General features: G+C 46.5%; 9 protein-coding genes. 6 read left to right on the forward strand and 3 right to left on the reverse strand.

All coding sequences use genetic code 11. The annotated features are described in order from the left end of the window. Nucleotides 1-128: 128 nt before the first annotated feature. Both PJIAN_RS01010 and PJIAN_RS01015 read right to left on the reverse strand, forming a co-directional pair. A complete protein-coding gene (locus PJIAN_RS01010) occupies nt 129-1016 on the reverse strand; it encodes an outer membrane beta-barrel protein (RefSeq protein ID WP_084252202.1) in 888 nt (295 codons plus the stop codon). A 51-nt stretch (nt 1017-1067) separates the two neighbouring features. Then, nucleotides 1068-6719, reverse strand: coding sequence for a leucine-rich repeat protein (locus tag PJIAN_RS01015; RefSeq protein ID WP_068701180.1), 5652 nt, complete (start codon nt 6717-6719; stop codon nt 1068-1070). A 221-nt stretch (nt 6720-6940) separates the two neighbouring features. Here PJIAN_RS01015 and PJIAN_RS01025 point away from each other — a divergent pair, with 221 nt between their 5' ends. Continuing rightward, the gene (locus tag PJIAN_RS01025; RefSeq protein ID WP_172795547.1) at nt 6941-7309 is read left to right on the forward strand and encodes a hypothetical protein; all 369 of its coding nucleotides are present in this window, start codon (nt 6941-6943) and stop codon (nt 7307-7309) included. Nucleotides 7310-7786: 477 nt separating this feature from the next. Here PJIAN_RS01025 and PJIAN_RS01030 read toward each other — a convergent pair whose 3' ends face one another. Further along, complete coding sequence (locus PJIAN_RS01030) at nt 7787-8338, reverse strand: NUDIX hydrolase (protein ID WP_068702650.1); 552 nt, start codon at nt 8336-8338, stop codon at nt 7787-7789. Nucleotides 8339-8468: 130 nt separating this feature from the next. On the opposite strand from PJIAN_RS01030, the gene PJIAN_RS01035 reads away from it, so the two are divergent. The 5 genes from PJIAN_RS01035 to PJIAN_RS01055 all read left to right on the forward strand — a co-directional run bounded on the left by PJIAN_RS01035 (nt 8469) and on the right by PJIAN_RS01055 (nt 16186). Continuing rightward, nucleotides 8469-10892, forward strand: coding sequence for a glycoside hydrolase family 95 protein (locus PJIAN_RS01035; RefSeq protein ID WP_068701185.1), 2424 nt, complete (start codon nt 8469-8471; stop codon nt 10890-10892). Between the two features lie 160 nt (nt 10893-11052). Then, nucleotides 11053-12957 carry an amidophosphoribosyltransferase gene (locus PJIAN_RS01040; RefSeq protein ID WP_068701187.1) on the forward strand — a complete coding sequence of 635 codons (1905 nt, stop codon included), beginning with the start codon at nt 11053-11055 and terminating at the stop codon, nt 12955-12957. A 181-nt stretch (nt 12958-13138) separates the two neighbouring features. Next, nucleotides 13139-13972, forward strand: coding sequence for a diaminopimelate epimerase (dapF, locus tag PJIAN_RS01045; protein WP_068701189.1), 834 nt, complete (start codon nt 13139-13141; stop codon nt 13970-13972). Nucleotides 13973-14058: 86 nt separating this feature from the next. After that, on the forward strand, nt 14059-15291 hold the full coding sequence (locus tag PJIAN_RS01050; RefSeq protein WP_068701191.1) for an LL-diaminopimelate aminotransferase: 1233 nt from the start codon (nt 14059-14061) through the stop codon (nt 15289-15291). 118 nt (nt 15292-15409) lie between these two features. Next, nucleotides 15410-16186 carry a radical SAM protein gene (locus tag PJIAN_RS01055; protein WP_068701193.1) on the forward strand — a complete coding sequence of 259 codons (777 nt, stop codon included), beginning with the start codon at nt 15410-15412 and terminating at the stop codon, nt 16184-16186. Nucleotides 16187-16275: the final 89 nt, after the last annotated feature.

Here is a 16275-nt window from a genome sequence, read left to right on the forward strand (position 1 = left end):
GGTATACAATGTTTCCCTAAGTTCACCCAAAGCAAATCCCAGCTCTCTGAGTTAATTTGCAAGGTTTGGGAGTAGCGCCATCCAATTATAAACTCATATTAAAACAGACCTCTATCTTTCTCCTTCGATTATTGTTTCTTTTGCAGCCAGGCCGGTTTCCAGCTTATTCCTAACTCAAAAGCTAAAGCATTAGCATTGGTATTGCGGCTTTTACCTGCCATAGAGTTAATTTTACGGTCGTTATTGACCAATGGCTGCGCCGTGCCCGAATTATTTGCCATATTTCTCAGACCCAAGCAGGCATTAAGTCCGGCTGTAAGGGCGACGGCAGGAGAAATATTGTATTTACACCCCAATGCCATCTGCACGCCGATGTCGCTTTTGAGCTTAAGTTTTCCATCGCTCGACATGGCTTTGTTTGTAGGATAGAAATAGGGAGAATTGGCCACATCCACATCAAAAAGCGTTGCATTGTATTTTGGATAATAAGCCCTTGCCGTATAATCCATCGTTGTGCTGTATTTTTTGCTCACGAACATCGACACATACATACCGGCATTGAGGTACATGTCAAATTTACCGGCAAGCGGGTAATCGAAACGTAGCAGCACCGGCACGTTAATAGCGCTTAGCTTCTGGGTTTCGCTCAGACGGTTGCCCTTCTCGTACAGGTGAACGTTTTCGGCATCGGCATCGGTAGTCCAGAGCGAATCGCTGTAATTGAGCTTTATGCCGGAACTGTAATAGCTGTAATTGACACCCAGCGACACACCTATGTTCACTTTCTTAAAGGACATGAAGTAATAAGCGGCATCAAGCCCGCCACTAAAACCTGCTTTAGTGCTCACGGCATCACTGTATGGCGAATTGCTGATTTTGGTAAGCGCGGGAGCCGCATGGAAGTTCAAAATCACACTACCTGGCTCAGTCGTCATTTTGCCGGCATTCTGGGCTACAACCCCCAGCGCGTTAAATGCTAAAGCGAACATTATTGCGTAATGATAATATCTTTTCATTGTCTGTAATTTTTATTTAATTTCAACACCAACTTCATATTCTCAACATGGCTATCTGCTAATTATGACCCGCTTGGTATCTTTAAAATCACCCATCTGAAGCTCGACGTAATAAACGCCGGCAGGGACATAACCAAGATTGAGGTCATATGTTTCCACCATACTGTTTTTAGCTACCGGAAGTGTTTGTATTACCTCTCCCCTGGTGTTTACAACCCTGATGACGGCATTACCTCTTTTTGCATCCGTATAGTTTACAGTGAAACGCTGTGTCGAGACAGTCGGATATACCACCAAGCTGGCAGATTTGACCGTTACCGATTTTGACGCCGACAAACGCTTGCAACCGTTGGTATCGGTAGTAGTCACTTTATAGGCCGCGTTCATGTTTTCGGGATTCAGCACCAGGAACTGGTTGGCAGCAGCCATGCCCGAAGGAAGCGCAGACCCATCGGCATACGTCCACTGATAGGATGTAAACGCATTGCTTGTATTGTCTACAACCAAAATGGAGATAACACCCGGTTGCTTCTTTTCGTACACCACCGGCGTAACGGCCGGGTATTCGGCAATGGTTGCCACATTCGACACACTGGCGCAGCTGGTAGCGTTATCCGTTACCTTCAGACTGTATGCACCGGCTGCGTTATCGGGCAAAGTGTATTCGGTTACGGATGCACCCGGGATGTCCTTACCGTCTTTTTGCCAAATGTAGGCTAACGAAGCATTTGCATTTGAGCAGGTTAATACATCTCCTGCGCACAAGGTGGCTTTAGCACCTGCAATAACAGGTTTTGCCGGATTCGGGTCGGTATTGAAGGTAGTTTCGTACAGCGGCAGCAGGTTTCCGGCCATATCGGCAAAGGCTCCCGCTTTAAGGGCAATGTAATAGGTGGTATTACACTTAAGCGTCGCCGCCACCACCAATTGCATGATGTCGGACGCAGCAGTTTTCAGGCCGGCGACATTGGCCCGGCTGTTTTTGCGCTTGCCGCTGCTTATGGCAAACGGCAGATCAACACCATTTTTACCACCCTCACGGAATATAATCGCGCTGGCCAAATCGGTCACCACCGGCACAACCTGTTCCGAGAAGTCTATCACGGTATTATCAAACACATGTACGGCAGTTTTGCCAATAGTACTGGTGAATAATGCTGCCGGAGATGTATTGTCTATTACATAACTGTGTATATCCAATCCCCCGGTAACCAGGTTACCTGCGGGGTCGGTTGCCGTAACCGAAATCGCAACCGTTGTATCGATTCCTGCCTGTACCGTCCATGTGTATGTCCATACCAGATTGGTGATTTTGTTCATAGCAACGTTTACTGCCAGATCGCCAATGGTAATGGTTGGCGCAGGACTTTCGCTGATACCGTTTGCATCGCTAAAGGTTGCTGTAAAGGTAATGACGTCGCCTGCCTTCACCGCGTCTTTATCCGAGCTGTAGGTCAATTTCATTGTCGGTGGCACAATATCGGTTGCCGTGTAATTTTCGCCCGACAGATTTGCCCTGACGTTGGTATACACTTTATTGGCCGAAAAACTGTAACCTGCCAGCGAAGGAGTAACCGTACCGCTCCAGTATACCGGAACAGTTATCGAATAGTCCCCGCTGGCTCCGGCCACAACAATTTTGTCCGTACCGTCAAAGTAGCTCAATGTAGCGCCTGCAATGCCCGCATTGCCCGATATTGTAAAGGATGACGGCGTAATACTGAAGTTGTTTCCAACGAAGGTGACGGCGTAATTAGCGCCGGCACTCAATGCACCCTGATTAATGGCGTACGTACCCACATCTTCGCCCGCGACCCGGGCTAACGCTCCTGTAAAGGCGTCGCCTGCTTTCAGCGCCGGACTAACCGAATAGGTAAGCGCCGGATCGCTTTCTCCATACAGCTTGCTTTGACCTGCGTTTACAGTTACCGTCACTGGCAGTGCATTTACCGTTAAGGACTGCGAAACCGGAGTAGCTGCATCGTATGAAGCATTACCTGCCTGATTGGCTGTAATGGTACAGCTTCCGGCTTTCAACAGGGTAATAGTGGCGCCGTTTGTGCCGGTACAGGTAGCCACCGTCTCGTCGGAACTGGTAAATACTACCGGATTGCCCGACGCGCCACCCGTGGCCGCAAGGGTAAACGAAGCATCTCCGTAGGTATGGGTACTTAAAGCATTAAACGTAATGGCCTGGGGTTGGGAGAAGCGAATGGACACGGCGTCGCTGCCGGACATAAAGAGCATATTACCCGCAATCAAGCCGGTGCTGCTTGTAATCGCTGTTGTGCCGTTGGTGGCGTTCTCAATCATAGCAGGTTTAGTAGTACTGCCTACGGTGAGTTTAGATTCATCCTCCTCACCTCCGGCACAAATTGCCGCACTGAGTGAATGCCCTGCTGCATTTTTAGCAATTACACTACCGCCGGTGATTTCAATCTCGCTGGCACCAATACCTACACTCGAGGTGGCATCTCCTCCGGTTGCGACAACGCGCCCTCCGGAAATAGTCAGTTTGGCACTATAGATACCAACGCTCGCGCTTCCGTCGCCCTTGGAGGTCGTCGCAGTGTTTCCGATGGAGATAACATCAATATCACCACCGAGGGTCAGATTCCCTTTACTGAAAATACCAGCGCTCAGGCAATCATTAATATGACCCGTTTGTTCGGCGGTGCCGGAGACAGAGCTTAACTTACCGCTACCCTGTATGGTCAGTGCACCTTCACCGCAGATACCAAAAGCGTATGCATCATCTCCGGTGGTGATATCCCCACCTGCGATTGTGTTTGTCGTGCCCGCCGCTAGAAGTATGACGGTCTGGTCGGGAACGAGCAGGGCGCGCGCGCCGGTAGTGTTGATGGTCAGGCCGGAAAGAACAAGTGTGTTGGCGGCGTAGGTATCGCTACCAACTGTCGTTTGGGCGGCATACCAGCTCCAGCCTTCATTGGCATTGGTATAGACATCACCGTCTTTCGTAGAGCCATAGAGATTCGACGCTCCGATATCCGTCACATCCAGCGCCGTAGTGCGGATGGTACGCAGGGTTGTACCCAAGCCGGTGGTCCACTTGGCGTAATAAGTTACTCCATTGTCTCCGTTCCCGGTCAAGGCAGTCCCTTCACCGTTGGGCGCGGTATACCAGCCCGCGAAAGTGTAGTTTGTTTCCCATGAGGGATTATTGGTAGGCTTGCCGCTTACGGTTGTGCCGTGGCAGTCGTCAAAAACCGGAGCAGGTATAATGTAAGTAAACTGGTCTGCACTACTCGTTGCACTGGTACCCCCGGCAGTGGTAACCGTAATATCCACTGCTCCGGCAGAACGCGCAGGTGAAGTAGCTGTAATCTGTGTATCTGAGTTAACCGTAAAACTGGCGGCATTGGTTGAGCCAAATTTCACGGCGGTAGCGCCTGTTAAGTTCGTTCCGGTTATTGTTACCGTAGTACCGCCAGCGGTGGTTCCGCTGGTGGGTGAAATGCTTGTAATGTTAGGAAGAGCTGCAAATTCAATATTTACTTTAAATTTTCCGTACATGTTATTTGTAAATAGCAAAATGTAATAGGTTCCCGGAGTTAAAACAGCAGTTGTTCCGTTACCAACTGCCATGTATTTATAGGAACTTGCGTCGTAACTTGTCGAAACCAGAAATGCAAAATTATTTGTTGTAATTTCCTTTGACAAAGCAGATAAAGAAATTTTACCGTTTGTAGAAAGAGATACCTTATATCCTTTCGTAGGATATAATTGCGATAAAGAAGTAATACTCATTGTTGGTGCCAATGTCGAAGAAGACATATCTACACTATCCGTAGGGGCAAAAGGAAAGGCAATTTGTTCGTAAAATGATTCTGTCAGAGCAGTTGTTCCAGTAGTAAATGTCTGATCCTGTCCATTCACTGTTCCTCCGGCATTCACTCCCACCACCCGGTAATGATATGTGGTATTTGGAGTTAATCCTGACAGAGCATAACTAACTCCAGTTGCCGGTACTCCTGTAACCGGACTTTGAGCAGCGGCAACTGCTTTCCCGTAGCTTGTCGTCAATCCATATTCGAACTTTACAGCTGTGCTGGCACCGTTGGCATTAATGCTGCCGTTAAGCGTTGCTCCTGTTGAACTAATGCTGGTTGCGACATTGGTGGTTACTGTTGGAGCCGCAACATACGTAAATTGATCAGCAGTACTCGTAGCACTCGTACCCCCTGCTGTGGTAACGGTAATATCCACTGCTCCGGCAATGCCTGCCGGGGAAGTAGCAGTAATCTGTGTAGCTGAATTAACCGTAAAACTGGTGGCATTGGTTGAACCAAATTTTACGGCAGTAGCATCTGTCAGGTTTGTTCCGGTAATAGTAACCGTTGTTCTTCCTACTGTTGAGCCTGCTGTGGGTGAAATAGAGGTTACCGTTGGCAAAGCACCTGCCTGTGTTACCGTAATGGTTTTGCTGACGTTATTATCATCAGTCTTGAGTTGAATTTCAAAGGTTCTGGGACTCGTTGACGTATTATCCGAGGTAGCCGCGATGGTAAGAGTCGTATTGCCATAACCGCTAAATAAACCAGTATTTACGCTCAATCCTGTCGGTGCGGTATACTTCCAATAGGTATTGGACGATACATTCACAGTAGCGGTTTCCCCTGCCGTACATGGTAGGCTTATGGCAGCCGACGTGTTCAGCGTGCTTGCTTGTAAATCGTCGGTGATGGTACAATAATTTCCCCAACCGGCAGTAGTATATGAATTCATACTCCCCACGGGGACATGCAATGTTTGGGTGCTGGGAGAGCTGGCAAAAGAACTAGAAATATTGTCGCGAATACTGGGGGAGTTAATTCGGTACTCGTTGATTGTTAAGTTGGTAGAATTGCAATTAAATGAGTATTGTTCAATAGTTTCCACTGAATTAGGGATAGTAATCGAAGTTAGCCCGTCGCATTTATGAAATGTGCCATTATTAATGGTTGTAACTGAATTAGGAATAATAATCGAAGTTAGTGCGGTACAATAGCCAAATGCGTATTCTCCAATAGTTGTCACAGAATTGGGTATGGTAAGCGAAGTTAAGTTTTTGCAATTGTAAAACGCGTACGGATTGATAATGGTTACTGAGCAAGGAATTACATAACTTGTTTTTGTTGTGAAACCATGCATTAGTATGCTTTTGCCTTTGTTATAAAGTACCCCGTATTCCGAACTATAATTTGGGTTAGCGGCATCTACCGTGACCGAACAGGGGGTAACTGTAAATGCGTTATCTCCAATCGATGTCACTGAGCTCGGAATGGTAATGGACGTTAGTGCGCTACATCTCTGAAACGCACTAGCTCCAATCGATGTAACCGAATTAGGTAGAATTATATTAATTAACTTGGGCGTGCTCATAATACTGCTAAATGCACCATCCGGTATGGCATATCCTTCAATAGAGGCCTCGCTGAGGTCGAGATAGGTCAGGTTCCAGGTTGTCATGGTTTGTAGGATGCCGCCAGATCCGTAACCAGATCCGACAAAGTCGGTACTCTTAAGGTTTCCGGTAATTTTAAGCGAGGTAACAGTGCTGGTATTTATGCCGGCAGAGGTAAGAGCTGCTGAGAGCGTGCCAGCCGTGGGCACATTTACGGTTACGATTTCTGCGTGTAGGGAGAGCGTGCTGCACAGCAAAGCACAGCAGAGAAAAAGGAGTGAGAGTAGATGTTTTGCCATATGTTTGGAGATTTAATTTCTAAACGGGTGAATATAAATAGTATGTTCGGTTTGTTGTTATCGATTCAACGGGTTGATGATCTATTCGAAGTCATCTTCACTTTTCCTGAATATGTAAATTATAACACGTAGTGCATTTGGAATAAAGAACATTGTTTTTGTGGAAGGCATGCTGTTGAATCTCACCAGCCGGATAATTCATTGTGCCGGTTGTACCAGGAATGTTTACACCTGCCGCTATCGTAGCTCCGCTTAAGTCTAGCGTGGCCAGCTTTGGCATTGCATCGCGCATGGCTTTAAAGTCGCGGGCATCGATGGTGCCGGTAACGGCAAGATCAGTAACAGCTGTTAACTATATACTTGCATCAGCAGCCAAATGTCCAGCAGTAGTAGTTACTGTATGGCTTTCGGTAGCTTGCGCTACAAAAAAGAGACATAAAAAAAATAAAAGAGTAAAAGTTTTTCTCATATTAGTTGTTTATTGTTTGCATTTTTCTGCTAAAGCCAATCTTTCAGACGATGCTATTGTGATTCTTTTTTTTGAACATAGTGAACCCGTGGTGCATATTGACCCCTATGGGTTTGTATGACATGTAAGGCCACAAACCTGTGCATTGGCCATTCCGGCTTCTGTTGCCGGAATGGTTTTCTCTTTGATTTGACGGTAAGATTTTTTCCCTCGAAGTGATTATTGAATTCGCATAGAGACCTTTTCTTTTTCAGTACGGGAGCTAACGTCAAAAAAAACCTCTCAGGAGAGACGGCGTGTCTTTAGCGAACGCACAAATGTATGGAAAATCGAAAAGTGAGGTGTTTCATATTTACAAAATCGGTGTTCCATATTTACAAATTTCTATTGTTTTGGCGGGTTTATTGCGGCTACGGACGCAAACTTAACCCGTAGGCAGGAAAAATTCAATAAAAATTTGACAAAAGGAATAATGGCACAATTTTCCGGTATTAGATAAATTGCCCAACACCGGCCGGATAAAGTCGGCTGGTATTGGGCAATTTAATCTTTACGCGTAATGCAATAGGCATTAATCCCGAAAAGCTAAAAGGCACGCCTAATTTTGATCACAGGAATGATTTGCCGAAATTTTCTTCTCTTTATATATCGTCACCGCTTTTCGGATGGAAGTCAGGCCGAACTGTTCCGGATCGAGTTCTTCTGATTTCACAAAGAAAGCCTCCGCCACATCGTCGGCCGCTTGCAATGTCGAAAAATCAGAAACTCTACAGACAAAAAAGAAATCGAGCGTAGGGATATTCATCCCCGAATAACAATACCAGTTGGGCAGTGAAAAGAGAATCTCCGAACTATCCACGGTCAGATTGAGCTCCTCCTTGATTTCGCGGGCAATGGTTTCGGCACAGGTTTCCTCCATATCGGTAAAGCCACCCGGCAGATCGAGTGTTCCCTTGACCGGTTCTTTACCGCGACGGCACACCAACAGCTCTCCCTGTTCATTTTCAATAAATGCAGCAGTAGCCGCCGAAGGATTGAGATAATAGACAAAACCGCAATCGGCACACTTTTTTGATTTCACGTTGTTCACGTTGAAATGCTGCGACCCACACACCGGGCAATAACGGAAAATATCGAGGCAATGACTCATAGTTTTAGGTTCAATTTTGAGTAACAGTAGCTGAAAATGCTTCAGCAAATTTACTGTATATTTGTCACAGAATAATGCGATCGGCCAATTATACGCATTATCAACATTTACCTGACCACCATTTTCAATCATGACTGACACGAACCTACTCCGCAAAGCATTTTTATGCTGCACAGCTTTGGCTCTTTGCATTTTTGCCTCAGCACAAAAACCAGAAACGCTTCGTTTGTGGTACGATCAACCGGCTTCCAAATTCGAAGAAGCCCTCCCTCTGGGCAACGGACGATTAGGCCTGATGGTGTATGGTGGCGTAAAAGATGAGTTATTGAACCTCAACGAAGGTTCTTTTTGGTCGGGAGTTCCCTCCAATACCAATCCGACACCCGACGCTCCGACTTTTCTGCCGAAAGTACGACAACTACTGTTTCAGGGGAAAAACAACGAAGCCACGACAATTCTGAAAAACATTCAGGGTCCCGATGTTCAGGCTTTTCTCCCAATGGGAAATCTGCAAATACAGCAACATCGCAGCGGTACGCCGGTGGGATATTGCCGCGATCTCGATATTTCAAAAGCAATAGCAACCACGACGTTCCGAATCGACAGCGTGGAATACAAAAGAGAGTTTTTCGTCTCCGCCCCCGATCAGGTAATCGTTATTCGACTGACGGCTTCCAAGAAAAGACAATTATCCTTCGATCTGACCGGCAACACGCCATTTGCCGGAGCCTCCATCACGGCTATAGGCGACAACGAATTTGTACTCAAGGGAACCGCACCTTATTCTCTTCCTTTTGAAGGCCGTTTCCCAATTGTTTACACAAATCCCAACGGAGAAAAAGGCATGCGGTATCAGTATCGGGTTCGGGTGATCAGTTGCGACGGAAAAGTAAGCACCAACGCCTGTTTGCATGTAACCAATGCATCCGAAGTTGTCCTGCTGGTCTCGGCTGCTACCAGTTTCAATGGCTTCAAAAATAATCCGCAAACCAACGGAAAAGACGAAGATGCGCTCTGCAAGAATTATCTCGACAAAGCGACGTCACTCTCGTTTGATCTGCTAAAAGAAAACCACATTCGTGACTATTCGCAATTTTTCAACCGCATGTCGCTCGATTTGGGAAGCAACGGCAAAGAAACCCAGCCGACCGACGAACGACTGAAACTGTACGCTTCAGGAGAAAAAGATCCTTCACTCGAAACCCTCTACTTCCAGTTCGGACGTTACCTGCTAATTTCATGTTCACGACCGGGTGGAACGGCAGCCAACCTGCAGGGAATATGGAATAAAGATCAACGTCCGCCATGGAACTGCAACTACACAACCAACATCAACCTGCAGATGAATTACTGGCCGGCCGAAATGCTGAATCTGTCTGAATTAACAGAACCACTCATTCATCAGATAGAGAACCTCGCTGTTAACGGAAAAGATATAGCCCGTAATTTTTACAACATGAAAGGCTGGGCTGTGCATCACAACTCCGATATCTGGGCCAGTGCCAATCCGGTTGGAGGAAAAGAAGGCAATCCTATGTGGGCAAACTGGGCTATGGGTTCGCCCTGGCTATCTCAGCATCTCTACGACCATTACCGTTTTACCGGTGACAAAGAGTACCTGAAAAACACAGCTTATCCGCTGATGAAATCGGCAGCCGATTTTTGTATAGACTGGTTGATAAAGAAAAACGGGCATCTGGTAACAGCACCATCAACCTCTCCCGAAAACAGCTACAGAGATGAAAAAGGACAAGTCAATGTTGTAACCATCGCTTCATCGATGGACATGGAGATTTTGTGGGATCTCTTCAACAACCTGATAGAAGCTTCACAAGTACTAAACACAGATGCCGATCTGCAAAAAGTATGGAGAGAAAAACGGGATCAGCTGCGCCCGTTAAAAATCGGCAAAAAAGGGAATCTTCAGGAGTGGATAAAAGATTACGCGGATGTGGATCCGCAGCACCGCCATGTATCGCACCTTTTCGGGCTACATCCGGGACGTGAAATCTCTCCCATTACCACACCGGATCTTGCCAATGCATGCCGCAAAACGCTTGAAATTCGTGGTGACGGTGGTACAGGTTGGAGCAAAGCATGGAAAATAAACTTCTGGGCCCGCCTGCTCGATGGCGATCACAGTTACAAGATGTATCGCGAGCAACTCTCCAAATCGACACTCAACAACCTGTTTGACACTCACCCGCCCTTCCAGATTGACGGAAACTTTGGCGGCGCATCAGGCATAGGCGAAATGTTGCTTCAGAGCCATTTGAACGAAATAGATTTACTTCCGGCACTTCCTTCCGAATGGAAAAACGGAGTTATGAAGGGAATGAAAGCTCGGGGTAACTTCGAAGTAAGTTTTACCTGGAATAACGGCAGGCTGACGACAGGCTCAATTATATCGATGGCCGGACAACCTTGTAAATTGCGTTCCAAAACACCGCTGGCGATTACCGGAGCGGATGTTACCGAGAAGCAAGAGAATGGGTATTATCTGTACTCGTTCAATACTGTCATTAATAAAGAGTATAAACTTACAGGAAGATAACTTTTTAAGTATTCCGGTTCAAAAAAAGAGGTAAAACGACTCAAAACAGATCCATATTAACAAGTTTACCCTTTCTCAAAAGGGAGGTTTCGGCAAAAATTCGTTATCTTTGCATTTTGAAGGATAAACCTACGTTAAATTCGTAAATCCCTACTAATCAATGAGCGATCCGATAAAACACGAATGCGGCATTGTACTGATGCGGTTACTTAAACCACTCGAATACTACAAAGCCAAGTATGGAACCACCCGTTTCGGGCTGAACAACCTCTATCTTTTGATGGAAAAACAGCACAACCGGGGTCAGGAAGGTGCTGGCATCGCGTGTGTCAATTTGAATGCAACAGCCGGAGAAGAATATATATTTCGTGAAAGAGCTTTAGGTAACGGTGCCATCACCGACGTATTCAACAGCGTAGGCCGTCAGATTGAGGCTTACGAAAAAATGCCGGACAACGAAAGATGCACCAATGCTCCGTTTATCGGCGAACTGTACATCGGCCACCTGCGTTACAGCACCATCGGTCGTTCCGGTATTTCATATGCACACCCATTTCTTCGTCGCAACAACTGGAAAAGCAAGAACCTCTGTCTGGCCGGCAATTTCAACCTTGCCAATGTCGACGAGATTTTCGATCATATCGTGGCCGAAGGGCAACACCCGCGCCACAACGCTGATACATTTATCATTCTTGAACAACTCGGCGGCAGACTCGACTCCGAAGTAGAACATCTCTACACCAAATTTGCCCTCGAAGGCATGGCCGGACAAGAACTCAATCAGGCTATCGAGCAGCATCTCGATCTGGAACGCATCATCAAACGCGCTACTGCAATGTGGGACGGCGGCTTTGTGATTTGCGGTCTTACAGGTAGCGGCGATGCTTTTGTTTTCCGCGATAAATGGGGTATTCGCCCGGCATTCTATTTTGCTAACGATGAAATCGTGGTAGTTACCTCCGAACGTCCGGCAATGCAAACCGTGCTCAATATTTCGACGGAAGAAATTCAAGAACTGAACCCGGGTGCTGGCCTTTTCATCAAGCAAGACGGTTCATTTAAAATCAGCCAGATACACAAGTCGGAAAATCCGGCTCCCTGTTCATTCGAGCGCATCTATTTTTCACGAGGCAGCGACCGCGACATCTATCGCGAACGCAAGACTCTTGGACGATTGCTGACTCCGCAAATTCTCGAAGCCATTAATCACGATGCTGATCACACAGTACTTTCTTTTATTCCTAACACAGCAGAGGTTGCCTATTATGGCATGATGGAAGGATTTGAGAACTATCTGAATCAGCAAAAGACCGCGGCTATTCTGAATAAAAAGAAAACACTGTCGGAAGCTGAGGTGGAAAAAATTCTTCAGAAAAAAATACGTACAGAGAAGCTAACCATCAAGGACATCAAGCTGAGAACCTTCATCACCGAAGATAAAAACAGAAATGACCTTGCCGCTCACGTTTACGACATCACCTACGGCACTATCAAGGAGAACGAAGATTATATCGTGGTGATCGACGATAGTATTGTACGCGGAACGACCCTCAAACAGAGCATTATCAAGATTTTGAGTCGTCTCAAACCAAAGAAAATTGTAATTGTCTCTTCTTCTCCGCAGATTCGTTACCCTGACTGCTACGGCATCGACATGTCTCGCATGAGCGAATTCATCGCTTTCAATGCCGCCATCGAACTGCTGAAAGAACGTGGCATGGAAAACGTGATTCACGATGTGTACAAAAAGAGCAAGGAGCAGGAAAATCAACCCAAAGAATGGATTGTAAACCACGTCAAAGACATTTATGCTCCTTTCACAGACACTGAAATAGCAAAAAAAATCGGAGAGATGGTAACTCCGGACAATTGTACGGTAGAAGTGGAAATCATTTACCAAACCATAGAAAACCTCCACGTTGCATGCCCGAAGCATAACGGAGACTGGTACTTTTCGGGCAACTACCCCACTCCCGGGGGAAACAGAATTGTTAACCAGGCATTTATCAACTATTACGAGAAGAACGATTTACGCCCGGGCAAACAGACAACAAAGCGCAAATAACCAAGCCGGAGCAAAGGACAAAGAGCAATGCATGACGAATTCAACCATCATCCTGCGAGCTCTTTGTTGATAATATTCGCAATTTGAATAAAGCTTACGCTGCTTTCAAACACTATTTGGCACAAACAGAACAGTGTCTTTGCTCTTGGTTCTTTATTTTGTAATCTAAAAACAAAAAGATATGAAGTTCACAAAAATGCAAGGCGCCGGAAACGACTACGTTTATGTAAACGGGTTTGTCGAACAGATTGAAGATCCGGCTACGTTAGCGACTGCCATTAGCAACCGTCACTTCGGCATCGGATCCGACGGTCTGGTTCTCATTTTGCCTTCCGAAACGTGCGACTTCCGCATGCGCATGTTCAACTCCGATGGCTCGGAATCGGAAATGTGCGGCAATGCCACCCGTTGTATCGGCAAATTTGTATATGACAAAGGGTTAACCGACAAAACAGAGCTCACGCTCGAAACGCTTGCCGGTGTAAAACACCTCACGTTGAACATAGAAAACGGCAAAGTAAACTCCGTTCGTGTCGATATGGGCGAGCCGATTCTTGCTCCCAAACAAATACCCATCAACCTCGACGAAACCAGTGTAATCAACTACCCCATCGCTCTTGAAAGCCGCAAGGTAAACATCACTGCAGTTTCCATGGGAAACCCACATGCCGTGATTTTCATGGATTCGCTCGAAGAACTGGACATACAAAAAAGCGGCCCGAAAGTGGAGCACCATCCACTCTTTCCACGTCGCACCAACACCGAATTCGCACAGGTTATCTCCCCGACTCACATCAAAATGAGGGTATGGGAACGCGGTGCCGGTGAAACACTTGCCTGCGGAACAGGAGCTTGTGCAACTGCCGTGGCTGCTGTATTGAATGGCAAAACCGAACGTAAAGTAACATTGGAACTCCTCGGCGGAAACCTCGAAATAGAATGGTCGGAAGCCGACAACCACGTCTACATGACCGGTCCGGCAGTAACCGTTTTCGAAGGAGAATACCTACTGTAAAATTTACAATTTATTAATTTACAATTAACGATTTAGAATCTGTACCGTCACTACAGATTCCATTTTCAAATCCCCAAATTAGCAATATGGCTTTTGTAAACGACAATTTTTTGAATATCCCCGAAACCTATCTTTTTTCGGAGATTGCACGTAAAGTAAATACATACAAGGAAGAAAATCCATCGGCAAACATCATCCGTCTGGGTATCGGCGACGTAACTCGCCCGCTCGCTCCGGCCGTTATCAAAGCGTTGCATGCTGCCGTTGACGAAATGGGCGATGCCAACACTTTCCGTGGTTACGGTCCCGAACAGGGTTACGCTTTCCTGCGCGAAACAATTGTCGCTAAAGATTATACAGCGCGCGGCATCGACATTGCTCCCGACGAAGTATTCGTGAGCGACGGCGCCAAAAGCGACACCGGCAACTTCGGCGACATTCTCGGTCCGAACAACGTAATTGCGGTTACCGACCCTGTTTATCCCGTTTACGTGGATACAAACGCTATGGCAGGCCGTGCCGGCAAACCGACGGCCGATGGCAAGTGGGAAAAGATTGTTTATTTGCCCTGCACAAAGGAGAATAACTTCATCCCCGAACTTCCGGAAACACGTCCCGATGTAATTTATCTCTGCTACCCAAACAACCCGACAGGAACAACCCTGAAGAAAAACGAGTTGAAACAATGGGTCGACTACGCACGTGCCAACGACGTACTGATTCTGTTCGATGCAGCTTATGAAGCCTTTATCAGCGAACCGGACGTTCCACATTCCATCTACGAAATTGAAGGTGCCCGTGAGGTAGCTGTTGAATTCCGCAGCTTCTCTAAAACTGCAGGCTTTACCGGATTACGTTGCGGTTACACTGTCGTTCCGAAAACGGTATTGGTTAATTCTGCCGAACACGGACGTGTACCACTCAACCGCCTCTGGAACCGCCGCCAGACAACAAAATTCAACGGTACCGCCTACATTGTACAACGTGCCGCCGAAGCTATTTATTCTGCCGAAGGACAACAACAGATCAAAGAAACCATCGCCACTTATATGAACAATGCCGGCATCATCCGCAAAGGAGTTGAAGCAAAAGGCCTGAGTGCTTTCGGAGGTGTAAACGCGCCATACATCTGGCTAAAAACTCCCGATGGCATCTCATCATGGCAATTCTTCGATCGTTTGCTCAACGAAATGAATGTGGTTGGTACTCCGGGGGTTGGCTTCGGCCCTCACGGCGAAGGCTACTTCCGCCTCACTGCATTCGGAAGCCCGGCTCAAACCGAAGAAGCTATGCAACGCATTGCCAACTGGAAACTGTAATTAATTAATAATGAAGAATTAATAATTAATAATCTCACCATAGAATGAGAATTTGCAGTAGCCTTCGGTCTCTGTAAATTCTCATTATTCATTTTTAATTATTAATTATCTACTGACTATGCCTACATTTTTATTCGATAAGATCGTCTTTGGACCGGTAAAAAGCCGCCGCTTGGGGACTTCGCTCGGCATCAACCTATTGCCTGTCAATGCTAAAATCTGCACGTTCAACTGCATCTATTGCGAATGCGGATTCAATTTCAAACCGCAGGAAGCTCACATCCCCACGCGCGAAGAGGTAAAAAATGCCCTCCGGATTGCACTGTCGGAGATGAAAGTGGATAGCAAGAAGCTGGATGTAATCACCTTCGCGGGCAACGGAGAACCAACCATGCATACCGACTTTGCCGGTATTGTCGACGATACTATTGCCCTTCGAAACGAGTTTTTCCCAGAGGCAAAGATCAGCGTGTTGTCCAACAGCACCTTGATACACAAGCCGTCTGTATTTGACGCTTTGAACAAAGTGGATAATAATATTCTGAAACTGGATTCTGTGTTCGACCAGACAATCCGCTTGCTCAACCAACCGGGATCTGCCACTTTTTCGGGCAAATGGCTCATTGAACATCTAAAACGATTCAATGGCAACCTCATCATCCAAACGCTCTTTTTACAGGGAGAAATCGAAGGACAACAGATAGACAACACCACAGAGGAAGAGCTGAGTGCGTGGCTGGATGCCGTGAATGAAATAAGACCAAAACAGGTTATGATCTACACACTGGCAAGAGACACTCCTGTTCAGGCGCTCAAAAAAGCATCTCACAAGCAACTCTCCCATATTGCAGAGAGAGTAAAGGCTCTTGGCATCGAAATTTCTGTTTCCGAATAATACAGTTTTTGACATTTATTCTTTGAGATGGACTTTTTTTTGTATATTCGTGCCCTGATTTTAAAGTTTTAGAAAAGAGTAATGCCGAC

It is taken from the genome of Paludibacter jiangxiensis, assembly GCF_001618385.1.
GTDB classification, from domain to species: Bacteria; Bacteroidota; Bacteroidia; order Bacteroidales; family Paludibacteraceae; genus Microbacter; species Microbacter jiangxiensis.